The organism is Kribbella monticola, assembly GCF_003261635.1.
GTDB lineage: Bacteria > Actinomycetota > Actinomycetes > Propionibacteriales > Kribbellaceae > Kribbella > Kribbella monticola.
This window is the reverse complement of record NZ_QFXK01000036.1, coordinates 1-23634: the sequence shown is the minus strand read 5'-3', so window position 1 is coordinate 23634 and position 23634 is coordinate 1. Positions and strand designations below refer to the sequence as shown.

The window sequence follows — 23634 nt, the reverse complement described above, 5'->3', positions numbered from 1 at the left end:
TTGAATGAATCGTTTCATACCGGGAGTGTCCATGCAGCGTCCTGCCGCACCCGTCCTTGTCCGCTTCGAGCATCGCACCGACGACGGGCCCGTTCTCGGCCTCGGGACCGGCTCGCCCCGCCTGTCCTGGCAGGTGCCGGCCGCGGACCCCGACTACACCCAGTCCGGCTACGAGATCGAGATCACCCGCCCCGGCGTACCGCAGACCAAGCACGCCATCAGCTCCGCCGACCAGGTGCTGGTGCCCTGGCCGAGCCACCCGCTCGGCTCCCGGGAGTCGGCGCAGGTGCGGATCCGCGTCCGCGGCGGCGACGACTGGAGCGACTGGAGTGAGCCGGCCGTCGTCGAGGCAGGTCTGTTGTCGCCCGGCGACTGGACCGCCCGCTTCGTCACCCCGCGCGAGATCGGCGCCATCGGCTCCCCCGCCCCGATCGTCGGCGGCAGCGTCGACCTGCCGGACAACATCGTGCAGGCGCGCCTCTACGCCACCGCTCACGGCGTCTACGTCCCCGAACTCAACGGCCGGCGCGTCGGCGACGAGCACCTCGCCCCCGGCTGGACCGCCTACCAGCACCGCCTGCGCTACCAGACCCACGACGTCACCGACCTCGTCCGGCCGGGCACGAACCAGCTCGACTTCCTGCTGGGCAACGGCTGGTACCGCGGCCGCCTCGGCTTCCACAACCAGCGAGCCGTGTACGGCGACCGGCTGGCCGTCCTCGCCCAGCTCGAGGTGACCACCGCCGACGGCACCGTCCACACGCTCGCCACCGATGGCAGCTGGACGGCCCGCGAGAGCCAGATCGTTGCCGATGACCTGTATGACGGCCAGCGCGTCGACCTCACCCATCAGCCGGCCGATCCGACCCCTGTCGACGTCCTCGACGCCGACCTCACGCTGCTCGTCGCACCGGACGGCCCACCGGTCCGCATCGTCGAAATCCTGCCTGCGCAGAAGATCTGGACCTCACCGGCCGGCAAGACGCTCGTCGACTTCGGTCAGAACCTCGTCGGCCACGTCCGGCTGACGGTCCGGGGCGCGAGTGCGGGCGACGAGATCGTCATCCGGCACGCCGAGGTGCTCGAGAACGACGAGCTCGGCGTCCGTCCGCTGCGCACCGCCAAGGCGACCGACTCGTTCGTCCTGGCCGGCCCCGACGAGACCGTTCTCGAAGCAGAGCTGACGTTCCACGGCTTCCGGTACGCCGAGGTCACCGGCGTACCCGACCTCGCGGCTGGTGACCTCGAGGCGGTCGTGATCAGCTCCGACCTTCGCCGTACGGGCTGGTTCGAGTCGTCCGACGAGATGCTCGACCGCTTCCACGAGAACGTCGTCTGGGGGATGCGCGGCAACTTCGTCGACGTGCCCACCGACTGCCCGCAGCGCGACGAGCGGCTGGGCTGGACCGGGGACATCCAGGTCTTCTCCCCCACCGCGACCTTCCTGTTCGACAGCGCGGGCTTCCTCGGCAGCTGGCTCGCGGATCTCGCAGCGGAGCAGCAGAAGGACGGCTCGGTCCCGTTCGTGATTCCCGACGTACTGCGGGACGCCTCGCCGTCGACGGCAGCGTGGGGTGACGCGGCGGTCGTGGTGCCCTGGGTGCTGTACCAGCGCACCGGAGACCTGGACCTGCTGGCCCGGCAGCTGCCGAGCATGCGGGCCTGGGTGGACCGAATGACCGACCTGGCTGGTGACGATCTCCTGTGGACCGGTGGTTTCCAGTTCGGTGACTGGCTCGACCCGGCCGCCCCGCCGGACAACCCGTTCCGGGCGAAGGCCGATCCCGACGTGCTCGCGACCGCTCACTTGGCCAGGTCCGCGCAGATCGTTGCCGAAGCCTCCGAGCTGACTGGTGACAGCTCGCGCGAGTACGCCGACCTGGCCGCGCGAGTGCGCGCGGCCTTCGCAGCGGAGTACGCGACAGAGGGTGGCCGCGTGCTCAGCGATGCACCTACGACGTACGCGATGGCATTGCAGTGGGCGCTGTTGCCGACAGAGGAGCAGCGTCGGCGAGCTGGAGTCCGCTTGGCGGATCTCGTCCGGACCGCAGGCTTCCGGATCAGCACAGGGTTCGTCGGTACTCCGCTGATGGCCGACGCGTTGGCCGATGTCGGTGAGCCCGACCTGGCGTACCGGTTGCTGCTGCAGACGGGCTGCCCGTCGTGGCTCTACGCGGTGACCATGGGCGCGACGACGATCTGGGAACGCTACGACAGCATGCTTCCGGACGGGAGCATCAACCCCGGCGAGATGACCTCGTTCAACCACTACGCACTCGGCGCGGTCGCGGACTGGATGCACCGCCGGGTCGCCGGCCTCGCGCCTGGATCCGCGGGCTACAGCAGCATCGTGGTGCATCCACTCCCCACCTCCCAGCTCACCCGGGCGGCGGCGCGGCACCTCACGCCGTACGGCGAAGCCAAGGTGGCGTGGAAACGCACCGGCGGCTCCTTCCACCTGGCCGTCACCGTGCCGGTCGGCAGCACCGCGACAGTTCACCTCCCCGGGAGCAACGAGCCGATCGAGGTACGGCACGGAGACCACGAGTGGACCGTCGACGATCCGTACGCCGAACCGGCCGCGCTCCCCGCCGACGCCACGATCCGCCAGTTCATCGACCACGAAGCGAGCTGGAACGCCCTCGTCGAGACGGCCGTGGAAGCCGGTGTGATCACCGACGACGCTCAGCTCGCCGGCCGGCTCGAGCGCTACCTCGACGCCCCCGCGGCGACGCTGGTCCAGGTCGCCGGCGGCTGGCATGCCAGCGGTGACATCGACGCCGTACAGAACCGCCTCGACTCCTTGCTCGCCACGCAGTAACCGTCTCTGGAGGTCCCATCATGACGATCCGCCCACCATCGACAGCTTTGGCCCTGATCGGCCTGCTCGCCCTCACGGGCTGCAGCGCCGGCAGCCTCGGATCCAGTGACAGCGGAGGCGACGGCAAGGTCACCATCAGTTACCTGATCGGCAATCAGGACCAGGACGTCAAGACGGCCGAGCAGTTGGTCAAGGACTTCACGGCCAAGAACCCCGACATCACCATCAAGACCGAGACCCGCCCGGCCGGTACCGAGGGCGACAACATCGTCAAGACCCGGCTGTCCACCGGCGACATGCCGGAGGTGTTCAACTACAACACCGGCTCGCTGTTCCAGGCGATCGCGCCGCAGAAGAACCTGGTCCCGCTCAGCGACCAGCCCTACGTCGGTGACCTGGACGAGAACTTCAAGAAGACCGTGACGGCCGACGGGCAGGTGTACGGCGTACCGGTCGGCGGCTTCATGGGCGGCGCGGTGCTCTACAACATCCCGATCTACACCCGGCTCGGACTCAAGCCGCCGACGACCTGGGCCGAGTTCATGGCCAACAGCGCCAAGATCAAGGCCGCCGGGATCCCGCCGGTGATCCAGACCTACGGCGAGACCTGGACCTCGCAGCTGTTCGTGCTCGGCGACTTCCACAACGTCGCGGCTGTCGAACCGGACTTCGCCGACAAGTACACCAAGAACCAGGCGAAGTACGCGACGTCACCGGCGGCGCTGAAGGGCTTCGAGCACACCGAGGCGGTGCACGACGCCGGCTACGAGAACAAGGACTTCGCCTCGGCGAAACTGCCGGACGGTCTGCGGATGCTTGCCCAGGGCAAGGGTGCGCAGTACCCGATCCTGTCCGGGGTGGTCGCCAACATGGTCGCCACGTACCCCGACGCCGCGAAGAACGTCGGCCTGTTCGCGCTGCCTGGTGACGACGCGAGCAAGAACGGGCTGACCGTGTGGACGCCGGGCGCCAACTACATCCCGAAGACGACCACCGGCGCCAAACTGGACGCCGCGAAGAAGTTCCTCGCCTTCATCGCCAGCCCGGACGGCTGCAAGTCCCAGACCGCCGCGGGCGCACCGACCGGCCCGTACGCCGTGAAGGGCTGCGAGCTGCCGGCCGACGTACCGCAGGCGATCAAGGACATGCAGCCGTACCTCGACAAACAGGGCGCCTCGAGCCTTGCGCTGGAGTTCGTGTCGCCGGTGAAGGGCCCCTCGCTGGAGCAGATCACCGTCGAGGTGGGTTCCGGGATCCGCAAGGCCAAGGACGGCGCCGCCCGGTACGACGAAGACGTGAAGAAGCAGGCCCAGCAGCTCGGGCTGGCGGGCTGGTGAGGTCGTGACGCTGACCTCGATCCGTACCCGTGCCGAGACGCCCGCGGCGATGCGGGCGTCCGCGCCGAAGGCCTACACGCCGTACTCGAACTGGTTCTACCTGCCTTCGGCGATCATCTACGGCGTCCTGTTCATCGTCCCGACCTTCGCCTCGCTGTACTTCAGCCTGACCCGCTGGAGCCTGTTCGAGTCGAAGTTCATCGGCCTGGAGAACTTCAAGCTGTTCTTCTCCGAGCCGCAACTGGTCAAGGGCTTCACCAACACGCTGATCTTCGCCGTGGTCACGTCGGGTTCCAAGGTCGTTCTGGGGTTGTTGCTGGCCGTACTGCTCACCTCGCAGATCGTTGCCCGCGGCTACCTCCGGTCGGTGGTCTTCTTCCCTGTGCTGGTCTCCACCATCGGGGTCGGTATCACCTTCACCGTGTTGATGAATCCCGACCACGGCCTGATCAACGGGGGTCTGTCGGCGCTCGGCATCGACGGACCGGGCTGGCTGACGGATCCGAAGTACGCGCTGCTGTCGGTCGCGGCCGTCGACATCTGGAAGGGCGTCGGGCTGGCCACCTTGATCTACATCGCCGGCATCGTCTCGATCCCGCGGGAGTACCTGGAGGCCGCCCGGGTGGACGGCGCGAGCTCGTGGGAGACGTTCCGCCGGATCGTCCTGCCGCTGTCGCGGCCGGCCACGGTCACGGTCATCATCTTGTCGCTGATCGGCGGGCTGCGGTCCTTCGAGCTGATCTGGGCGATGACGCGCGGCGGGCCCGGGTTCACCTCGGACGTCATCGCGTCGGTGATCTACAAGCAGTACCAGGCCGGCTTCTACGGCCTGTCGACCGCCGGCAACGTGGTGCTGTTCATCGCGGTCACCGCGATCGTCCTGCCGCTGTCGTACTTCCTCAACCGCAAGGAGGTGGATCTGTGAGCACCGCCGAGCTCGTCAATCACAAGCCGGGCCGCAACTACCTGCTCAGCGCGGTCGCGATCGTGGTGTCGATCGTCGTGTTCATCATCCCGTTCGCCTTCATCGTGCTGACCGCGGTGAAGGACCGTCAGCAGGCGGCCTCGCTGGACTTCTCCTGGCCGCACCAGTTGCGGATCGTGCAGAACTTCGTCGAGGTGGTGAAGGCACGCGACTACATGCTGGTGATCGCGTTCATCAACAGCACGATCCTCACCGTGGCCAGCGTCGCCGGCATGGTGGTGCTGGCGGCGATGGCCGGCTTCGTCCTGCAGCGCCGCAAGAGCCGGTGGAACGGCTTCATCAACTTCCTGGTGCTGTCCGGCCTGATCATCCCGCCGGCCGTGGTGCCGACGATCTGGGTGCTGCAGAAGTTCGGCCTGTTCAAGACCATGCCCGGACTGATCCTGATCGAGATCGCGTTCGGGCTGTCGTTCTGCGTACTGCTGTTCCGGGCGTTCGTCGCAACCATCCCGCGGGAACTGGACGAGGCGGCAACCATCGACGGGGCCGGTCCGTTGCGGTTGTTCTTCGGGGTGATCTTCCCGCTGCTGCGCTCGGTGATCGTCACGGTGGTGGTCGTCCAGTCGGTTGCCGTGTTCAACGACTTCACCAACCCGCTGTACTTCCTGCCCGGTGACCAGAACGCAACGGTCCAGCTGACTCTCTACAACTTCCAGAGCCAGTTCAGTACGCAGTACAACCTGCTGTTCATGAACATCCTACTGATCACGATCCCGCCGCTGATCATGTTCTTGTTCTTCAACCGCCAGATCGTCGCCGGTATGACGTCCGGTGCGATCAAGGGCTGAGGTCAGAGCAGGGCCGGGAGGCGCTCGGCGAGGAGTTCGTAGTCGCGCAGGCTGTTGTAGGCGTGGGCGGAGAGGCGGATGAAGACCCGGGTGTCGAACGCGGTCAAGGTGATCTCCGCCTTGAGCTCGCGCGACACCCGGATCTTGAACGCCGCGCCCGCCTCGGGCGTCGGCTCGCCCGGGAACGGGAGCTCCACCAACCGCATCGTCGGAGCCGGGTGGACGACCTCGGGCACCGGCGAGCCGAGCGCCTTCGCGATCAGCCGGGCGCCTTCGTCCAGCGTCGCCGACAACTGCATCCGGCGCCGAGGCCAGTCGAGGTCGGCGAGCACCTGCAACGACTCGGGTGCGGCGATCCAGGGCGCGTAGTCGAAGGTGCCCTGCATGTCGAAGCGTTCCGGTAGGCGCTCGTCGTACTCCGACCAGGACACGATCAACGGCAACGTCTGCGCTCGCCACTTCTCCGCGACCACCAGACCGGCGGTCCCGCGCGGCGAGCACGGCCACTTGTGGAAGTTGCCGGTCCAGAAGTCGGCGCCGTCGCCGGCGGGCGCATCGAGCAGACCGGGCGCGTGAGCGCCGTCGACGATGACAGGGATGCCGTACTGCGCGCACGCCTCGACCAGGCGCCGGATCGGGAAGATCATCGCGGTCGCCGAGCTGATCTGGTCCACCACCAGAGCGGCAGTGGTGCTCCCGAGTTCCGCGGAGATGAGCGAGACCACCGTGTCGTCGTCGGACTCCAGCGGCACATCGACGACGACGACCTCAGCCTGGTGCTGGCGGGCGAAACGCTCCGCCGCGAACAGCACTGCGCCGTACGCGTGATTGGTCAGCACGATCCGGCTGCCAGGCGGGATCGGGACGGTAGCGAGTGCAGCGGTGATGCCGGCGCTCGCGTTAGGCAGCAGCGCGAAGCCGGCGGGATCGGTCTGCAGGTACGACGCCAGCTCGAGCCGGGCGGCGGTCAACCGGTCCGGGACCGAGCGGAACCAGGCCATCGAGTTCGCCTCGGTCTCGGCCCGCAGTGCGGCCAGAACCTCCTGGGTACGCCGCGGCACCGCGCCGTACGAGCCGTGGTTGAGGTGCAGGACGCCGGGATCGAGCGTCCACAGCTCCGGGCGGGGTCGGCTGATATCCGTCACCGGTCCCACGCTACCCAACCAGCCCCCGGCCGGCCGAGTCGAGGCTCAGCGCACGCGGCCCCCGGCTCGGGAGGGTCGGGGACCGCACAGTGCCGCCGCTCGCGGTACACGTCGGGCGTTCTCGATGTGCCCATCCGCCCGGATAAGTGCCGTAGAAGCGCACGGTAACTCCGAACGTAGCCGTGCAATCGATTGACCTACAAGCCTCCAGGACACCCGGGCTCGACAGCCGTCCGGACGCGCCGCTCGGCGATACTGCCGGTGTGTATCCCTATCTCGACCACGACGGGCCGATCGCGATGGCCCACCGCGGCGGCGCCCTGCACCCTGACAACGTCGGCTACGAGAACTCGATGCATGCCTTCGAGCAGGCGGTCGGGCTGGGATACCGGTACCTGGAGACCGACCTGCACGCGACCAGCGACGGGGTGGTGGTCGCGTTCCACGACCACCGGCTCGACCGGGTGACCGACCGCACCGGCGTGATCTCCCAGCTGCCCTGGTCGGAGGTCAAGAAGGCGCGGATCAACGGTCACGAGCCGATACCGCTGCTCACCGACGTGCTCGAGCACTTCCCGGCGACCCGGCTCAACCTCGACATCAAGGCCGACAACGGAGTACTGCCCGCGGCCGCCGTACTGCGGAAGGCCGGCGCCATCGACCGCGTCTGCGTCTCGTCGTTCTCCCAGGCCCGGGTCAAGCGCATCCGCACCGAACTCGGCGAACGCCTGGCGACCGGCTTCGGCCAGCAGGAGATCGCCCGGATCCGGTTCTCGCCGTTCCGGTTCAACTCCCCCAGTGCCTGCCTGCAGATCCCGGAGTACTACGGCCGCCTGAAGGTCCTCACTCCCGGACTGCTCCGGCGTGCGCATGCCCTCGGCAAGCAGGTGCACGTCTGGACCGTGGACGACCCGGCGACCATGCGCCGCCTCCTCGACGCCGGGGTGGACGGGCTGATCACCGATCGCACCGACCTGCTCCGCGACGTACTGATCGAACGCGGCCAATGGCATTGAGCAGTGACGGTGAGCCGAGCTTGAGCGCGGATCGGCTCCGCACCTGACACACTCCTCCGCATGGGAATCCTCTCCGCCCCGGACAGCGTGGACAAGCGCGAATACTGGGGGTTCAGCCTCTACGACTGGGCCAACTCCGGCTACGTCACGACCGTAGGCACCGTGCTGTTCGCGCCGTACCTCACCTCGGTCGCCGAAACCGCTGCCTGTGGACGAGTCGGTACGACGGACGACCCCTGTCACACCAACCTGCACGTGCTGGGTCTCGGCATCTCGCCCGGCTCGCTGGCGTTCTACGTCGTCACCGTCGCCACCTTGATGTCAGCGCTGTTCCTGCCGGTCGTCGGGGCGATCGCGGACCGCTCGCCTCGCAAGCGGGTGCTGATGTGCGGCTTCGCCTGGGCCGGTGCGCTGGCCGCCTGCTGCATGGTGTTCGTGAGCGGTGACCGGTGGGCGCTCGGCGCGCTGCTGTTGTTCCTCGGCAACCTCTGTCTCGGGTCGTCGCTGGTCGTCTACGACTCGATCCTGATCGACATCGCCGCGCCGGACGACCGTGACGACGTCTCCTCGCGCGCCTGGGCGTTCGGCTACCTCGGCGGGTTCATCCTGCTGGCGATCAACCTCGGCGTCGTCACCGCGCACGACGCGCTCGGCCTCGGGAAGGGAACGGCGGTCCGGCTCAGTCTGCTGAGCGCCGGGTTGTGGTGGGGGCTGTTCACCATCATCCCCTACCTGCGGCTGAAGGACCGGCCCCCGGCGAGCGTCGTACCGGTCGGCGGGAACCTGATCAAACAGAGCTTCGGGCAACTGTTCGCCACTCTGCGGCACGTCCGGTCGTATCCGATGACGTTGCTGTTCCTGGTCGCGTACCTGTTCTTCAACGACGGCATCCAGACCGTCATCTCGGTCTCCTCGACGTACGGCGAGAAGCAACTCGGCTTCGAGACGCAGATCCTGATCATGACGATCCTGCTGGTCCAGTTCGTCGCGTTCTTCGGCGCGCTCGCGTTCGGCCGGTTCGCCCGCCGGTACGGCAGCCAGCGCACGATCATGGGCGGGCTGGTGGTCTGGATGGTGATCGTGATCGCCGGCTTCCTGCTGCCCGCGCATCAGATCGCGCCGTTCCTCGCCATGGGCCTGGCGATCGGGATCGTCCTCGGCGGCACCCAGGCGCTGTCCAGATCGGCGTTCAGCCAGCTGATCCCAAAGGGCCGCGAGGCGGAGTACTTCAGCCTCTACCAGGCCGGCGAGCGCGGCACCTCGTGGCTCGGCACCCTCGTCTTCGGCCTGGTCCACCAGCTCACCGGCTCCTACCGCCCGGCCATCGTTGCCCTCGGCATCTTCTTCGTCGTCGGCCTGATCCTGCTCACCCGCGTCGACATGCGCCGCGGCATCACCGAGGCCGGCAACACCCAACCCGCCCTGGTCTGACCACTTCGAAGATTTCTGAAACGGCACCGGGGTGGACCGGCCTCGCTCGTAGGCTCGGGGCGGTCGTCGTCCGAAGGGATTTTTGCGGTGCCCAGATTCGCCCGAGCGTTCGTAGTACTGATGACGGCGTTGGTTCTCGGTCTCGCACCGGGCACGGCCTCGGGGGTGACGGCCGGCCGGTACGGCGGTCAGCTGGTCGCTCTCGTCGACCAGGATTCCGCCGAACCCGCCGCCGCGCGGATTCGGGTGATGGACCCGGCCGTCGCGGACTGGAGCCGGCCGGATGCCCAGAAATGGCAATGGAGCCCGACCGTGGACAACGGGTTCGGCGACCTGGCCGTCGGCTGGGGTGCGCCGTCCGAGGTGAAGCTTCGGCGAACGAAGAGCGGCTCGTACGTCGTACTGGTGACCGACTCGCTCGGGCTCGCCGGCCTGATGACGTATCCGGGCGGCCGGCGGCTGTGGGGACTCAACCTGACCACCCAGCCGAACCTGCACAGCGCCGAGTTGTTGCCGGACGGCAATGTCGCGATCGCGGCCACCCGCGGCGGCTTCGTCCGGATCTACACGGCATCGCAGGGTCCGGATTCCGCGACGTACGCCGAATTCCCACTCGCTCGGGCGCACGGCGTGCAGTGGGATCCGGTGCGACGGGTGCTGTGGGCCGTCGGCGACACCACGATCGTCGCTCTGAAGGTCGGCGGTACGGCGGCCGCGCCGACCTTGACCGTCGAGCGCACCGTGCCGCTGCCGTCACCTGGCGGTCACGACCTCACCCCGGTGCTGAACGATCCGGACCGCCTGTGGATCAGCACGACCGGATTCGTGTACGAGTTCAGCAAGTCCAGCAACGAGTTCGTGACCACCAGGAACTGGGCCGACGTGCGCAGCATCAGCAGTACGCCGCGAGGCCAACAGGTCCGTACCTTCCCGGCGCCGGACTGCGCGACGACGTGGTGCACGGACACTGTCACCTTCACCGGACCCGACTTCGTCCGTACCCTGCCGGGCGCCGAGATCTACAAGGCCCGCGTCTGGAGTCCCCGCTACCTTTGACCGCGCTACCTCTGACCTCGATGCCCGGCGGGTTGGGTACTACGGGGCGTTGGGGCCGACGTCGGTGGGAGTGAGCGGGTGGCGGAGGGTGGTGGCGGTGGAGAGTTCGTCGGCGCCGACGTCGTACGGGGCTACTCGGGGCTGGCCGTCGAGGTCGTCGGGGACCTGGCTGGAGTGGTCCTGGCTGGAGGCGTCGACGGCGGCGCTGCCGGTGCTGAGCCGGTAGATGCCGTCGGAACCCGCGACCAGCTTCGGGTCGTCCCTGGTGAAGCCGGACGACGGGATGTTGCCGTTCGACGCCGAGCCCCACAGGATGTTGCCCGACCAGGTGATGCCCTGCAAGTAAGGCATGTCGACCAGCGAACCGCTGTCGCCGACCAGCAGGTTGTCCGAGATCCGGCAGCCCAGTGGCGGAATCGTGCGCTGACTCTCACCGGCGACTGCCTGCGCGTTGTTCCGCAGCGTGTTGAGCACGATCGTGACGCGGTCCGGAGCGTCGTTGCCGCGCCGGCTGTCTTCGGGCTCGCCTTCGTAGTGATCGCGCTCGGTTCCGCTGCCGAGCACGATCCCGGCGCTCGCGACCCCGCCGACGTAGTTGTTCACGATCAGGTGGTCGTTGCCGTAGATCCGGATCCCGTTCGCACCGGACAGCAGATAGTTGCTCTCGACCCGGTTCTCGTTGCCGTGCCGCAGCACGATCCCACCGGTCGACGACCGGATGGTGTTGTACCGGATCGTGTTGCCGGACGACTTCACCGAGATCGCCTCGGGGTCGCCGTTCACCCGCTCGAAGAGGTTGTACTCCACGGTGGCGTCCGCCGTGGACAGCGCGCGACCGCTGACCCCCAGGCGGATCGGCTCACCGCCGTTGTCGCCGGAGTAGGTGTGATCGCGGAAGTAGTTGCGGGCGATGTTCGTGCGCTGCGCCATCGCCGTACTGCCCGGTCCGTCGATCACCAGATAGACGCCCAGGGTGGACTTGTCGTGGAACACGTTCCGGTCGATCTTCGCGTCGTCACCGCGCACGACGACCCAGTGCCCGGCCGCTGCGGCCAGCTGGAAGTCGTTGCGGGTCAGCCGGATCCGCGGACAGTCGGCCGGGATCTCCAGCGTCGTACTCTGCCGGAACGCGAACCCGCTGATCGTCACGTACGACGAGTCGGCGAACACGAAGCTCTGCGCACCCGTGAGCGTGACCCCACCGCGCGACTCGGCCACGATCGTGATCGGCGCCGTACTGGTGCCGTGGCGACCGCTGATGGAAACGGGCGAGCCCGACGGTACGGCGTACGAGCCGTTCGCCACCGTGATCGTGGTGCCGGGGCCGGCAGTGTTGATTGCTTTTTGCAACTGGGACAGCGACCTGACGACGGCCGACACCTGCGCGTCGGCGCGACGCCCGCCGGACAGGTTCAGGGCGACCGCGGCGACACCGAGAGTGCCGCCGGCCAAGAAGGTACGACGATCCATGACAAGCTCCTAACTACGGGGGCGGTAGAGCTTTCTGTATTCGCTCGGGGTCACCGAGCTGACCTGACGGAACACCTTGGAGAAGTACGACTGGTCCATCCCGACCGACGCGGCGATCTCCTCCATCGGCCGCGACGTCGTCACCAGCTCGCGCTGCGCCCGCTCGATCCGGGCCCGTTTGATGAACTGCTTCGGCGACAACCCGAACTCGGTGCGGAAGTGCCGGATGAACGCACTCAGCTCGAACCCGAACTCGGCGGCCAGCTGCTCCACGGTCAGCGCCGAGGCAAGGTTGTCCTCGATGTAGCGGACGATGCCGGACTCCTCGGTCTGCTGCGCCGACAACTGGATCGAACCGGGCGGCGCACTGTCCAGATAGTGCGCGAACAACGCGGTCAATGCGGAGCGGATCCGCAGCGGCGTCGCCAGACCGGGCGGGTCACGATCCGCCGCGCCGACCTGCTCGAACAGCGCAGCCGCTTCCGCGGGCGCACGACTGGGAACGATGAACGGCAGGGTCAGCATCTCGCCGATGTCCCGGTCGCCGATCAGCGCGGAGAAGTGCAGCCAGTGCTTGCGGAACGTGTTGTCGCTGATCGTCGAGTACGAGATCGGTACGTCGGCCGGCAGGTAGCAGAGCTCACCCGGCTTCGGGTAGAGCTCCTTCTCCCCCACCACCAGCCGGCCCTCGCCTTCGAGGATCAGGTAGAGCCGCGAGAACGGGTCTGGCTGCAGCGGGCGGTACCACTCGCGGTGGACATGGGTGATCCGGCTGGCCACCACCAGATCCAGCCGGAGGCGGTCAAGGTGAGTACGGATGATCTCCTCATCACCTCGAACGGCAACGCCGGAGCGCTCGGGGCTCATCGGGCGTGGATCCCGACCTCGGCCGCGGTCAACGGGCGGAGCCTGGGCTTGCGGAACGAGTACTCGTCGGCCCCTACATCCGCTCGACGCCCGCGCGGCTCACCGTCGAGATCGAGGGTCCCGCCCGGATACGACCCGGTGGCCGCGTTGATCGCCGGACTGCCCGCCGACAGCCGCCGTACGCCGTCCTGTCCCGCCACCAGCCTCGGATCGGACCGGGTGAACGTGCCGGCCGGGGCGTTGCCGTCGGCGGCGCTGCCCCAGACGAGGTTCCCGGACCAGGTGATGCCGTCCTGGAAGGGCATGTTGACGTGCTGTCCCGCGTCGGCGACCAGCAGGTTGTCGGCGATCGTGCAGTCCAGCGGCGGCAGGGTCCGGTGGCTCTCGCCGCTGATCCCGCCCGGGCAGTCCAGCAAGCTGTTCAGCGCGATCCGCACCCGGTCCGGCGCGTCGTTGCCGGTTCGCGACGTCGGCGGTTCGCCCGGGTAGTGATCGCGAAGGCTCCCGCTCCCCAGCACGATCCCGCTGACCCGCTCGAGGTAGTTGCTCAGGATCTGGTGGTCGTTGCCGTAGATCCGGATCCCGTTCGCTCCGGACAGCAGGTAGTTGCCCTCGACCCGGGTGCCGTTGCCGTGCCGCAGCACGATCCCCCCGATACTGTCGCGGATCGTGTTGTGCCGGATCACGTTGCCGGACGACTTCACCGAGATCGCCTCGGGGTCGCCGTTCGCACGCTCGAACAGGTTGAACTCGACCACCGCGGCGGCAGTGGAGAGCGCTCGCGGGGACACCCCCAGCCGGATCGGCTCACCGCCGTTGCTGCCGGCGAAGGTGTGATCGCGGAAGTGGTTGCGGGTGATGTGCACACCGCGGGCCATTCCGTCGGTCCCGGCGCCCTCGATGCCGAGATAGATGCCGAGCGTCGACTTGCCGTGGAAATCGTTGTGGTCGACGGTCGAGTAGTCCGCGCGGACCATCACCCAGTGCACGCCCTCGATATCGGCGAGCTGGAAGTCGTTGCGGGTGAGCCGGATCCGCTTGCAGTCCGGCGGAATGTCCAGCGTCGTCTGCTGCCGGAACGCGAACCCGCTCAGCGTGACGTCCGTCGACCCGGTCAGCACGAAGCTCTGCTCCCCGGTCAGGACGACCCCGCCCGGCGACTCCGCCTGAACGACGACCGGCCGATCGGGCCGGCCGCGAACACCGGCCAGCGCGATCGGCGCGCCGGCCGGTACGTCATAGGTGCCGTTGGCAACGGTGATCACCGTGCCGGGGACCGCCTGGCCGATCGCCTGCCGCAGTTCGTCCAGCGACTGCACGAGCCGCCGCCGACCTGCCAGCGCGGGATCGGCGGGATCGGCGGCAGGGGCGAGCCCGCCGATCCCAGCGGATGACGGCGCGGCCGTCACCGGCAGCGCGCCGGCGGCTGCGGCCACCAGACCGGCCGCTCCGGCGGCGACGCCACCTGCGGCGGTGAGGAAGGTACGACGTTCCATGAGGTGCTCCCGATCAGGCGGATGGAGTGAGGAACAGTTCGATGACGGGTACGGCGACGTCCGGCCGGCGTACCGGTAGTTCGAGGGTGAGCGTGCCCGGCGGCTGACTGCCGGGCTGGGTGTTCTCCGCGACCCGCTCCGGATCCGGTTCGATCAGCCGGATCTCTGAAGCGTCGGAGAGCAACTGGGCGTAGTGGACCTTGCCGGCCAGTCCGGGCAGGTGCACGTGCTTGAACGGCCAGCTGAACAGATGCAGGTAGAGCCGGTTGCCGTTCTGCGTATAGCGGCAGTCCGCAGGCGGCACATGCGCGGACGCGCCGCACCCGTAGATCGACCGCTCGTGCAGGCGCAACCAGTCGCCTATCGCCTCGAGCGTGGTCTGCGCGATCGGGTCGATGAGTCCACGGCCGGTCGGGCCGACGTTCAGCAACAGGTTGCCGTCCTTGGCGACGCCGTCGATCAGCATCCGCACCAGCAGGTCCGGGCTCTTGTAGTCGAAGTTGTCCCGGTCGTAGCCCCAACTGCCGTTGAGGGTCTGGCACGCCTCCCACATGATCGGCCCGTCCGGCCCCGTCATCGGCCCGGCCGGCTGATACTGCTCAGGCGTGACGAAGTCGCCGGGAAGGCCGGTGCGGTCGTTGACCAGGATGTCCGGCTGCAGTTCGCGAACCATCGCGAGCAACTCCTCGGCACCCCACTCCTCGGCGCCCTTGCCGCCCCAGGTGTGCGAGCGGCCGGCGTACGAGAAGTCGAAGAACAGGTAGTCGATCGTGCCGTACCTGGTGAGCAGCTCGCGGACCTGTCCGTGCAGGTACTGCCGGTACTTCGCGATGTCGCGCGGCGCGGCCTTGGCTTCCTCGTCGTCGCGCTGCGGGTGCAGGCCGTCGATCGGGAACGACGGATGATGCCAGTCGATCAGCGAATGGTAGAAGCCGACCTTCAGCCCCTCGGCCCGGCAGGCATCGACGAACGGCTCGAGCAGATCCCTGCCGTACGGCGTCTTCATGACCGTGTAGTCGGTCAGATCGCTGTCCCACAAGCAGAACCCGTCATGGTGCTTGGTCGTCAGTACGACGTATCGCATGCCGGCCGACCGTGCCGCCCAGGCCCACTCGCGCGGCCGGTACAGATCCGGGTCGAACCGATCGAAGTACCGCTGGTACTCCGCGTCGGTGAGCTTCTCCCGGTTCTTCACCCATTCGTGGCGGGCGGCCAGGGAGTAGAGCCCCCAGTGGACGAACATGCCGAAGCGGTCGTGGCGGAACCAGTCCTTTATCACTGTCATCCCTTCAACGCGCCCGCGGTGAGGCCACGGGCAAAGGATCGCTGGAACAGCAGGAACACGATGACCGACGGCAGCAGGGCCAGCAGCGACGCGGCCATCACCACGCCCGGTGTGACGACCGGGTCGATCCGCAGCGTCCGCAGTGCCAACGGCAGCGTGTAGCTGTCCGAATTGGTTGCCACCAGCAACGGGAGCAGGTACTGGTCCCAGATCATCGTGAACCCGAACACCCCGATCACCCCGAGCGCCGGCTTGCACAGCGGCAGGATGATCTGGGCGAAGATTCGCAGCTCACCGGCGCCGTCGATGCGGGCGGCCTCCTCGAGTTCGCGCGGGACGTCCTTCATGAACTCGGTCATCACCAGGATCGAGAACGCCCACGCGCCCAGTGGCACGATCATCCCGGCCAGCGTGCCCATCAGGTTGACATGCAGCAACGGCAGATCCCCAAGCACCAGGGTCAGCGGCAACGCGAGGATCTCCTCGGGCAGCATCATCGTGGCGAGGATGGCGACCAACACGACCGTCATCAGCGGGAACACCTTGCGAGCCAGCGCATATCCCGCCAGCACCGAGACGGCCACCTGCAGCAGCAGGCCGAAGCCCACCACGAAGAACGAGTTCAGCAGGTACTTCAGGACGCCGTGGTCGAAGGCGATCCGGAAGTTGTCCAGCGTCGGCGTCTTCGGGACGACACTCAACTGGGTCGGATCGGAGATGTGGTTGAAGGAACTCACCAGCAGCGCGAGCAGCGGCCCGGCGAAGACGATGAACAGGCCCGAGTAGATCACCAGTTTGGCGACCCGAGGGCCGATCCCTTTGCTCTCGGTGAGACCCAACGCGGTCTCGGTGGCGGCGCTCATGCGGTCCTCCTCCTTCGCAGCAACTGGACACAGACCGTCAGCACGAGGGTCGCGAGGAACAGCAGGACCGCGCCCGCCGAACCAACTCCGAGCCGGTTCTGTTCCAGTCCGAGCTTGTAGATCAAAGTCATGACGACCTCGGTCGAGCCGTTCGGACCGCCGTTGGTCAGCAGGAAGACCTCGGTGAAGCTACGGAAGCCCCGCACCGCGGCGAGCACGAACAAGATGGCGAACACCGGCCGCAAGCCGGGCAACGTCACGTGCAGAATGCGCTGCCGGGTCGAGGCACCGTCGACCGTCGCGGCCTCGTACAAGCCGCGGTCGATCCCGGCCAGCCCGGCGAGGAAGATCATCATGTCGTACGGCGCGCCGCGCCAGATCCCGGTGACCGCGATCGAGGCGAGTGACGTGTCCGGATCGTTGATGAAGCCGGACGGCCCCAGGCCCACCAGCCCGATCACCTGGTTGAGCAGACCGTCGCTGGTCGGGTGGTACATGATCCGCCACAGCTCGGCGACCACGGCCATCGGTACGACGACCGGCAGGAACGCGGCCGACCGGATGAAGCTCAGCTTGCGCGTCTGCCCCTCGACCAGCAGCGCCAGGCAGAAGCCGAGCAGCATCGAGCCGAAGGTCTGCCCGATCGCCAGGACCACGGTGTTCTTGAGCGCGGACCGGAAGCTTTCCGAACTCAGGATCTCGCTGTAGTTGGCGGTGCCGACCCAGGTGTTGCCGAGATAGGGCCGGACGTCCTGGGCGGACATCACCAGTGCCCGCCCCATCGGAATGAACTTGAAGTAGGTGAACAGGATCAGCGCGGGCGCCAGGAACAACCACGGCACCCACCACTTCCCACCCTGCCTCGCGGCGCGGCCCGGAGCGCGGCGGCTGCCGGTACGCCGTACGCGCGACCGCCACTGGCCACGACCCGGCTGCTCGGCCGGTGGCGGTTCCGCTGTCGCCACCGGCGCCTCGCGGACGCTCATGATGCGGCGACGCCCTGCTTGCCGAGGGTCTCGGCCAGCTTCTTGTCCAGCTTGGTCAGTTCGGCGGTCACATCGAGGCTGCAGTCGGCGATCAGGGCGTTGATCGTGTCGGCCGTGTCCTGCCGCACCGGGGTCCAGTTCGGGATCGACGGGGCGTACCGGCCGCTGTCACGGTAGGCGTCGGCGTACACCTTCCAGCGCGGGTCCTTGCGGACGGCCGTGATGTCGACGGTCTTGTTCACCGGCAACTGCACGTTGAATGCCTTCTGGCCGGCCATCCCGAGCTTCTGTCCGTCCGCCGAGATCATGAAGGACGCGAACGCGTTCTGCCCGGCCTCGTTGGCCGACCCGGCCATCAGGTACACGCTGCCGCCCTCGGCCAGCACGGTCGAGTCCTTCGGGCCCTTCGGCACCGGGACCACCTCGTACTTGTCCTTGCCCAGGCCGGCGTCGAACCGCGGCAGCAGGTAGGGACCGACGACGTACAGACCGGTGCGGCCGGCTTCGAACGTCTCGTTGGTGGGCGGGGTGTCCATCGTCGCCGCACCCGGCTGGATCACCTTGCTGGTGCAGGCCAGATCGCGGAACCACTTGGTGGCGGCAACGGACTCGGGCGTCGACATCGCGGGCTTGTACTTCCCATCGGCCTGCTTGGCGATGAAGTCGCCGCCGGCGGCCCAGAGGAAGTTGGAGAAGTACCACGAGGCATAGCCGCGCTTGGTCGACCCCGGTACGGCGAGGCCGTACGTGTCGGGCTTCCCGTTACCGTCCGGATCCTGCGTGGTGAAGGCCTTCGCGAGAGCGGTCAGGTCGTCCCACGTCTTCGGCACCGGCAGGCCGACCTTCTGGCGCCAGTCCTTGCGGATCAGCAGCGCGCTGGCCTGCGCGGAGTACGGGACGCCGTACGTCTTGCCGTCGCCGGACTTGGCGACCGACAGCGCGGACTCCAGCAATTGATCGCTGCCCTTGATCGCGCCCAGGTCGACCTCGCGGACGATGCCCTGGCTGACCATCGTGCCCAGCTGCGACGAGTCGTTCAGCACCAGGTCCGGCAGGTCCTTCTGGGCCGCGCGCTGGGACAGCTTCGTCTCGAAGTCGTCGAAGATCGCCGTGACCTCGACCTTCTGCCCGGTGGCCGCCTCGAAAGCCGCAGCCAGCTTCTTCATCCCCTTCTCGCCGTCACCACCAGGCGTGGTCCGCGTCCACAGCTCCAGCGGCGCCTTCGGATCCTGCGCGACCGGCTTGGCACCACCCGCCCCACAACCCGTGGCGGCCAGCACCAGTACCCCGGCCAGCGACCCCGCAGCGAACCTTCTCAGTGACCTCGGCATGCCGTCTTCTCCTGTCGACGAAGAGGCGATTTGTACTTTTTGCGCCTCATTTCGTCGGAAGATAGCGCTTTCCAAAGCCGCGAGTCAACAACTCATCGAAGGTCTACCACCTACTCGACAGGTCCGGCGCGAGTGGGAGCGTGACCACGCGGCTCCCACTCGTCCCGCACCGGTGGAGTCAGTTGGAAGGGCTCGACCGGTGGAGTCAGTTCGAAGGGCTCGGGCTGGGGTTGCGGCCGAAGGGGCCGAACCCGGTGCCGCCCTGGCGGACCGTGCGGGCGGTGAGGGTGCCGTTCGAGGTCTCGCCGCTCACGACGACCTGCTCCCCCGCCTTGAGGTCGGCGGCCGTGCCCTTGCTGGTGATGTCGATCGCCGTGTCACCGGTCAGCTTGACCGTCACGTCGCCGTTCTGGGTCTTCACGACCAGCTGGGAGCTGTTCGCCGACACCACGGTGCCGATCGCCGCGTTCCCGCCCGGGCCGCCGGTACCTGGCTGACCGGTTCCTTGCCCTTGGCCACGAAATCCGCCGTACCCACCGGCTCCACGCCTGGCACCGGCCTGCGGGGTCGTCGTGTTGTCCTTGGCGAAGGCCGCATGCAGTCCGGCACCACCGGCCAGGCCGATCGCGAGGACGACGACCCCGGCCAGTACGGCGGTTGCCGCCGGCAAGTTCACGGTCTTCTTCGGCTTCAGAGCCTCGTTCACCTCGTCGTCGCTGCCGATCTGCGCGAACTCGTCCGGGGTCTGGTGGGGCGTGCTCATGAGTGAGCCTCTCTCATTCGTGGCGGAGTGCATCGATGGGACGGAGACCGGCAGCCCGGTGGGCCGGCATGCTCCCGAAGAAGAGCCCGACGGCAGCGGAGACGCCGAAGGCGAGCGCGATCGACGACGGCACCAGGACCGGCTGCACGCCGGCCAACTGGAACCGGCTGACGACCAGCGCGGCGATCACGCCGACGGTCCCGCCGAGCAGGCTCAGCAGAGTCGCCTCGATCAGGAACTGGCCCAGGATCGCGCGGCGGCGGGCACCGAGAGCCTTGCGGATGCCGATCTCCCGGGTCCGCTCGGTGACGGTGACGAGCATGATGTTGGTGACGCCGATCCCGCCGACGATCAGGCTGATCGCGGCCACCGTCGCCAGCAGCGCCGTGAAGGTCGCCGCGGTGTCCTGGCTGGTCTGCAGGATCTGGGCCGAGTTCGTGATCCGGTACGGCGAGGTGGTGGTCGCCGGGACCTGGTGCCGTGCCGTCAGCAGTTGGGTCACCTCGGCCTGGGCGGTGTCGACCTTGTCCTTGTCCGCGGCCTGGACGACGATCTGGTTCAGCGGGCCGTACCCTGCCTGGGTCGCCCGGAGCGTGCTGATCGGGACGATCGCGGTCGCGTTCGGGTCGTTGAACCCGGTGCTGTCCTTGCTCGCCAGCACCCCGAGCACGGTGAAGTCGACCGCGCCGAGCTTGATCGTCTGCCCGACGGCGGCGTTGGCCCGGCCGAAGAGTTCCGTGGCGGCCGTCTGGCCGAGCAGGATCACTCGCCGCGAACCGTCCACGTCCTGCTTGGTGAACGAGGCGCCCGTGCTGACCGGGGTGTTGGTCGCCGGAAGGTACTCCGGGGTCGTGCCGATCACCTGGTTGATGGTGTAGCTGACATCGCCGCTGGTCGCCGTACCGTTGCTGGTCATCACCGGAGCGACCGCGGCCACGTCAGGCGCGAGGCGGTTGTCAGCGAGGGCTGCCGCGTCGTCGAGCGTGAGGCTGTACTGCTGGGCAGCCGGGCCGGCTTGGCCGCGCTGGAAGCCACCGCCACCGCCGCTGGTGGAGACGGTGAGCAGGTTCGTCCCCATCGCTTCGAGCCGGTCCTGCACGGCCTTGCCCGAGCCGTTGCCAACAGCAACGAGAACGATGACCGCGCCGACGCCGATCGCCACCCCGAGCATGGTCAGCAGCGAGCGCATCTTGTTGGCGCCCAGTCCGCGCAGGGCGGCGCCGAACAGATCCCGGGGTGACATCAGCGGGTCACCTTCTCGTCGGAGACGATCCGGCCGTCGGAGAACAGCACCAGTCGCCGGGCATGCTGGGCGACCTCGGTCTCGTGGGTGATCACCACGACCGTCCGGCCCTCGGCGTTCAGCTCGTCGAACATGCCGAGCACCTCGTCGGTGGAGTGCGCGTCGAGGTTGCCGGTCGGTTCGTCGGCGAGCAGGATCCGCGGGCCGGTCGCCAGCGCCCGCGCGATCGCCACACGCTGCTGCTGACCGCCGGAGAGCTGGTTCGGCCGGTGGTCCTCCCGGTCGGCCAGACCGACCAGCTCCAGCGCTCGCCGGGCGCGTTGACGACGCTCCGTCCGGCGCAGATGGGCGTAGGTGAGCGGGAGCTCGACGTTGGCGAGTGCCGACGTACGGGGAATCAGGTTGAACGACTGGAAGACGAAGCCGATCTTGCGACCGCGGACGAGCGCCTGCTGGTCCTCGGTCAGCCTCGCGACGTTCGTGCCGTCCAGCCAGTACTCGCCACGCGTTGGGGTGTCGAGGCAGCCGAGGATGTTCATCAGCGTCGACTTGCCTGAGCCGGACGAGCCCATCACCGCGACGTACTCGCCGGCCTCGACGCGCAGCGAGACGCCGCGCAGCGCGTGGACTGCGGTCTCCCCCGCGCCGTAGGTCTTCGTGACGTTGCGGATGTCGATCAGGGCGTCAGCGGCCACGGTTGAAGCCTCCGCCGGTGCCCGTGCCGCCGACCGGGAACTGGCCGCCGGGGAACTGCCCGTTCCGGCCCTGCCCGGTGCCGCCCGTCGTACCGCCGATCGCGCCCTGGATCAGCTCGACTTGGTCGCCCTCGTTCAGGCCGGAGGTGATCTGGGTGAAGCTGTCGCCGCGGACTCCGAGCTGGACCTCGCGGGTGCCGGAGCCGTCGGCCATCGTCACCGTGTGGGTGGTACCGCTCGTGACGATGGCCGTGGTCGGGACGTAGAGGACGTTGGACGCCTTCGCGGTCTGGACCGAGACGTTCGCGGTCTGGCCGATCCGCGCGCCGACCGGGAGCTTCGACAGCGTGAACGTGGCCGAATAGGAGACGACGCCGTTCGTGGTGGTCGGGGTGGGCGAGACCGAGGTGAGGGAGGCGGTCAGGTTCGTACCCGGCTCGGCATTGAGGGTGACCGTGGCGCTCTGGCCGGCCTTGATCTTGATCGCGTCGGCCTCGGGGAAGGCGGCGACGACCTGAAGCGACTTGAGGTCCGAGATGTCGATGAAGCCGCCGCTCGACGCGGTCGCGCTGCTCGACGTACTGGTGCCGCCCTGGCCTGTGCCCGACGCGCCTGCTGTGCCTGAGCTGCCCGCGTTGCCCGAGTTGCCTGAGTTGCCTGAGCTGGTGCCGGAGCCGCCGGTGACCGAGCCGACGGTGCCGTTGATCGCTGTCACGGTGCCGGCGATCGGTGCCTTCAGTGTGGTCGCGGCCAGATCGGCCTGGGCGCCTTCCAGGTTCTGGTCGGCCTGTTCCTTGTCGGCCTTGGCTCGGGCGAGGCTGGCCTTGGCGTTCGTCAGCGCCACCTCCGGGCTCTGGCCCTGGGACTGGTTCTGCTGGCCGTTGCTGGGGGTCGGTGTCGGAGTGGCTTCGGCCGCGTCCACGGCCTCCTGCGCGTCGTCCAGGGTCTGTTGGGCGGCGGTGACGGAGTCGGCAGCCGCGGTCTGGTTCTGCTCGGCAATCCGTACTGCGCGCTGCGCGGCGCTTGGGTCGATCTTCGCGATCGGGGCGCCCTTGGCCACCACCTGGCCGACCTTCACCAGCACCGACGTGACCGTGCCGGAGGTCTCGAACTGCGGCGAGGCCGTCTGCGGACTCTGCAGGGTGCCGCTCGAACTCACGCTCGCCGTCACGTCCCCGCGACTGACGGCCACTGACGGACGCGTCGTACCGGCCGCTTGGGAGTCACTCTTGAAGAACAGCAGGTAGGCGCTGACGGCGATCGCCACGACGACGGCCACCAGGGCCACGTTGAGCACACTGAGGCCACGGAGTTTGTGGCGTGGGAGGACCCCTCTGGACACCATGGACGCAGACGCTAGGACCGTTTGCTGAGGAATCGTTGCCCACTTCCTGGCAACTGGCTGTGAACCTCGCAGCCGTCTTCAGCGTCAGCAGCACTGTGTCCTGCGACACACGGTGATTTGTGAACACCCGATGACAGGGCGTGATGACGGTGCTGTCAGGTGCGAACCTGGGGCGCGGGCATGCCAAAATGGGAATGATCCGGGTCGGCCGACCGTTGGCACGGATGACGAATCTCGGAGGTTTGACATGTCTAATCGCGTACTGCGTGGTTCGGGGCTGGGTGGGGTCAGCTTCGAGGATGACCGCGGCGTCGAGTTCGCGCCGCGCCAGATGATCACTTACGACTGCCCGCGCGGCCATGTGGTCGAGGTCACGATGGCGCACGACGCCGAGGTGCCCGCGATCTGGGAGTGCCCGCACTGCGGCAGCGAGGCCGCCCGTTCGACCGGTGAGAAGCCGGAGCCGAAGCAGGAGAAGCCCGCCCGCACGCACTGGGACATGCTCCGCGAGCGGCGCAGCATCTCAGAGCTCGAGGAACTGCTCGCCGAGCGAGTAGCCCTCCTCCGCTCCGGCGAGATCGGCCCCGCGCACCTGCACCGCACCCGCACCACCGGCAAGCGCAGCGCCTGATCGACCCCCAGAAGGGCCGTCCCGCACCAGCGGGACGGCCCTTCTGCACGTCCGGACCCCCTCCCGTCCCCGCCCCCACC

At 68.1% G+C, this 23634-nt stretch carries 20 protein-coding genes; 8 read left to right on the top strand and 12 right to left on the bottom strand.

Features of this window, described 5'->3' with window-relative positions; genetic code table 11:
* The first annotated feature begins 31 nt into the window (after nucleotides 1-31).
* Genes DIZ26_RS28985 through DIZ26_RS28970 form a run of 4 tightly spaced genes read left to right on the top strand, consistent with a single transcriptional unit; the run spans nucleotide 32 to nucleotide 5931 of the window.
* Nucleotides 32-2821, top strand: coding sequence for a family 78 glycoside hydrolase catalytic domain (locus DIZ26_RS28985; protein WP_112247265.1), 2790 nt, complete (start codon nucleotides 32-34; stop codon nucleotides 2819-2821).
* A gap of 20 nt (nucleotides 2822-2841) precedes the next feature.
* On the top strand, nucleotides 2842-4158 hold the full coding sequence (locus DIZ26_RS28980) for an ABC transporter substrate-binding protein (RefSeq protein ID WP_112247263.1): 1317 nt from the start codon (nucleotides 2842-2844) through the stop codon (nucleotides 4156-4158).
* 4 nt (nucleotides 4159-4162) lie between these two features.
* Nucleotides 4163-5083, top strand: coding sequence for a carbohydrate ABC transporter permease (locus DIZ26_RS28975; protein ID WP_232828670.1), 921 nt, complete (start codon nucleotides 4163-4165; stop codon nucleotides 5081-5083).
* Nucleotides 5080-5931 (top strand): carbohydrate ABC transporter permease, encoded by an 852-nt coding sequence (locus tag DIZ26_RS28970; protein ID WP_112247261.1) that lies wholly within the window; start codon nucleotides 5080-5082, stop codon nucleotides 5929-5931. The genes DIZ26_RS28975 and DIZ26_RS28970 overlap by 4 nt, the downstream gene beginning before the upstream one ends.
* Before the next feature lie 2 nt (nucleotides 5932-5933).
* On the opposite strand, the gene DIZ26_RS28965 is transcribed toward DIZ26_RS28970, so the two are convergent.
* Nucleotides 5934-7076 carry an aminotransferase class V-fold PLP-dependent enzyme gene (locus DIZ26_RS28965; RefSeq protein WP_112247504.1) on the bottom strand — a complete coding sequence of 381 codons (1143 nt, stop codon included), beginning with the start codon at nucleotides 7074-7076 and terminating at the stop codon, nucleotides 5934-5936.
* Nucleotides 7077-7339: 263 nt separating this feature from the next.
* Between DIZ26_RS28965 and DIZ26_RS28960 the strand changes: the two genes are divergently transcribed.
* The 3 genes from DIZ26_RS28960 to DIZ26_RS28950 all read left to right on the top strand — a co-directional run bounded on the left by DIZ26_RS28960 (nucleotide 7340) and on the right by DIZ26_RS28950 (nucleotide 10579).
* The gene (locus DIZ26_RS28960) at nucleotides 7340-8092 is read left to right on the top strand and encodes a glycerophosphodiester phosphodiesterase (RefSeq protein WP_112247260.1); all 753 of its coding nucleotides are present in this window, start codon (nucleotides 7340-7342) and stop codon (nucleotides 8090-8092) included.
* A 60-nt stretch (nucleotides 8093-8152) separates the two neighbouring features.
* Nucleotides 8153-9523: an MFS transporter gene (locus DIZ26_RS28955; protein ID WP_112247258.1), complete on the top strand. Its 1371-nt coding sequence runs from the start codon at nucleotides 8153-8155 to the stop codon at nucleotides 9521-9523.
* 87 nt (nucleotides 9524-9610) lie between these two features.
* Entirely contained in the window at nucleotides 9611-10579 is a 969-nt protein-coding gene (locus DIZ26_RS28950) for a DUF6528 family protein (RefSeq protein ID WP_112247256.1), read from the top strand.
* A gap of 39 nt (nucleotides 10580-10618) precedes the next feature.
* On the opposite strand, the gene DIZ26_RS28945 is transcribed toward DIZ26_RS28950, so the two are convergent.
* From DIZ26_RS28945 to DIZ26_RS28895, 11 genes are all read right to left on the bottom strand, one after another.
* A complete protein-coding gene (locus DIZ26_RS28945; RefSeq protein WP_112247254.1) occupies nucleotides 10619-12049 on the bottom strand; it encodes a polysaccharide lyase 6 family protein in 1431 nt (476 codons plus the stop codon).
* A gap of 9 nt (nucleotides 12050-12058) precedes the next feature.
* Entirely contained in the window at nucleotides 12059-12916 is an 858-nt protein-coding gene (locus DIZ26_RS28940) for an AraC family transcriptional regulator (protein WP_112247252.1), read from the bottom strand.
* The gene (locus tag DIZ26_RS28935; RefSeq protein ID WP_112247250.1) at nucleotides 12913-14412 is read right to left on the bottom strand and encodes a chondroitinase-B domain-containing protein; all 1500 of its coding nucleotides are present in this window, start codon (nucleotides 14410-14412) and stop codon (nucleotides 12913-12915) included. Before DIZ26_RS28935 ends, DIZ26_RS28940 begins: the two co-directional genes overlap by 4 nt.
* A gap of 13 nt (nucleotides 14413-14425) precedes the next feature.
* Complete coding sequence (locus tag DIZ26_RS28930; protein ID WP_112247248.1) at nucleotides 14426-15697, bottom strand: alpha-L-fucosidase; 1272 nt, start codon at nucleotides 15695-15697, stop codon at nucleotides 14426-14428.
* Nucleotides 15694-16560, bottom strand: a complete 867-nt coding sequence (locus DIZ26_RS28925) for a carbohydrate ABC transporter permease (protein WP_112247246.1) — start codon at nucleotides 16558-16560, stop codon at nucleotides 15694-15696. Before DIZ26_RS28925 ends, DIZ26_RS28930 begins: the two co-directional genes overlap by 4 nt.
* Nucleotides 16557-17546 (bottom strand): carbohydrate ABC transporter permease, encoded by a 990-nt coding sequence (locus DIZ26_RS28920; protein WP_232828669.1) that lies wholly within the window; start codon nucleotides 17544-17546, stop codon nucleotides 16557-16559. Before DIZ26_RS28920 ends, DIZ26_RS28925 begins: the two co-directional genes overlap by 4 nt.
* On the bottom strand, nucleotides 17543-18877 hold the full coding sequence (locus DIZ26_RS28915) for an ABC transporter substrate-binding protein (protein WP_112247244.1): 1335 nt from the start codon (nucleotides 18875-18877) through the stop codon (nucleotides 17543-17545). The genes DIZ26_RS28920 and DIZ26_RS28915 overlap by 4 nt, the downstream gene beginning before the upstream one ends.
* A gap of 205 nt (nucleotides 18878-19082) precedes the next feature.
* Complete coding sequence (locus tag DIZ26_RS28910) at nucleotides 19083-19640, bottom strand: hypothetical protein (protein ID WP_112247242.1); 558 nt, start codon at nucleotides 19638-19640, stop codon at nucleotides 19083-19085.
* Nucleotides 19641-19653: 13 nt separating this feature from the next.
* Complete coding sequence (locus tag DIZ26_RS28905) at nucleotides 19654-20883, bottom strand: ABC transporter permease (protein ID WP_112247240.1); 1230 nt, start codon at nucleotides 20881-20883, stop codon at nucleotides 19654-19656.
* Nucleotides 20883-21578 (bottom strand): ABC transporter ATP-binding protein, encoded by a 696-nt coding sequence (locus tag DIZ26_RS28900; protein ID WP_112247238.1) that lies wholly within the window; start codon nucleotides 21576-21578, stop codon nucleotides 20883-20885. The genes DIZ26_RS28905 and DIZ26_RS28900 overlap by 1 nt, the downstream gene beginning before the upstream one ends.
* Entirely contained in the window at nucleotides 21568-22923 is a 1356-nt protein-coding gene (locus DIZ26_RS28895) for an efflux RND transporter periplasmic adaptor subunit (protein ID WP_112247236.1), read from the bottom strand. The genes DIZ26_RS28900 and DIZ26_RS28895 overlap by 11 nt, the downstream gene beginning before the upstream one ends.
* A gap of 247 nt (nucleotides 22924-23170) precedes the next feature.
* Between DIZ26_RS28895 and DIZ26_RS28890 the strand changes: the two genes are divergently transcribed.
* Nucleotides 23171-23554, top strand: coding sequence for an RNA polymerase-binding protein RbpA (locus tag DIZ26_RS28890; RefSeq protein ID WP_112247234.1), 384 nt, complete (start codon nucleotides 23171-23173; stop codon nucleotides 23552-23554).
* Nucleotides 23555-23634 lie beyond the last annotated feature (80 nt).

What these genes read in the sequence shown, in the direction of transcription:
- DIZ26_RS28915 (WP_112247244.1), bottom strand. Translation starts at nt 18,877, where the DNA reads ATGCCGAGGTCACTGAGAAGGTTCGCTGCGGGGTCGCTGGCCGGGGTA.
- DIZ26_RS28930 (WP_112247248.1), bottom strand. Translation starts at nt 15,697, where the DNA reads ATGACAGTGATAAAGGACTGGTTCCGCCACGACCGCTTCGGCATGTTC.
- DIZ26_RS28945 (WP_112247254.1), bottom strand. Translation starts at nt 12,049, where the DNA reads ATGGATCGTCGTACCTTCTTGGCCGGCGGCACTCTCGGTGTCGCCGCG.
- DIZ26_RS28910 (WP_112247242.1), bottom strand. Translation starts at nt 19,640, where the DNA reads ATGAGCACGCCCCACCAGACCCCGGACGAGTTCGCGCAGATCGGCAGC.
- DIZ26_RS28890 (WP_112247234.1), top strand. Translation starts at nt 23,171, where the DNA reads ATGTCTAATCGCGTACTGCGTGGTTCGGGGCTGGGTGGGGTCAGCTTC.
- DIZ26_RS28905 (WP_112247240.1), bottom strand. Translation starts at nt 20,883, where the DNA reads ATGTCACCCCGGGATCTGTTCGGCGCCGCCCTGCGCGGACTGGGCGCC.
- DIZ26_RS28895 (WP_112247236.1), bottom strand. Translation starts at nt 22,923, where the DNA reads ATGGTGTCCAGAGGGGTCCTCCCACGCCACAAACTCCGTGGCCTCAGT.
- DIZ26_RS28925 (WP_112247246.1), bottom strand. Translation starts at nt 16,560, where the DNA reads ATGAGCGCCGCCACCGAGACCGCGTTGGGTCTCACCGAGAGCAAAGGG.
- DIZ26_RS28935 (WP_112247250.1), bottom strand. Translation starts at nt 14,412, where the DNA reads ATGGAACGTCGTACCTTCCTCACCGCCGCAGGTGGCGTCGCCGCCGGA.
- DIZ26_RS28985 (WP_112247265.1), top strand. Translation starts at nt 32, where the DNA reads ATGCAGCGTCCTGCCGCACCCGTCCTTGTCCGCTTCGAGCATCGCACC.
- DIZ26_RS28940 (WP_112247252.1), bottom strand. Translation starts at nt 12,916, where the DNA reads ATGAGCCCCGAGCGCTCCGGCGTTGCCGTTCGAGGTGATGAGGAGATC.
- DIZ26_RS28980 (WP_112247263.1), top strand. Translation starts at nt 2,842, where the DNA reads ATGACGATCCGCCCACCATCGACAGCTTTGGCCCTGATCGGCCTGCTC.
- DIZ26_RS28920 (WP_232828669.1), bottom strand. Translation starts at nt 17,546, where the DNA reads ATGAGCGTCCGCGAGGCGCCGGTGGCGACAGCGGAACCGCCACCGGCC.
- DIZ26_RS28955 (WP_112247258.1), top strand. Translation starts at nt 8,153, where the DNA reads ATGGGAATCCTCTCCGCCCCGGACAGCGTGGACAAGCGCGAATACTGG.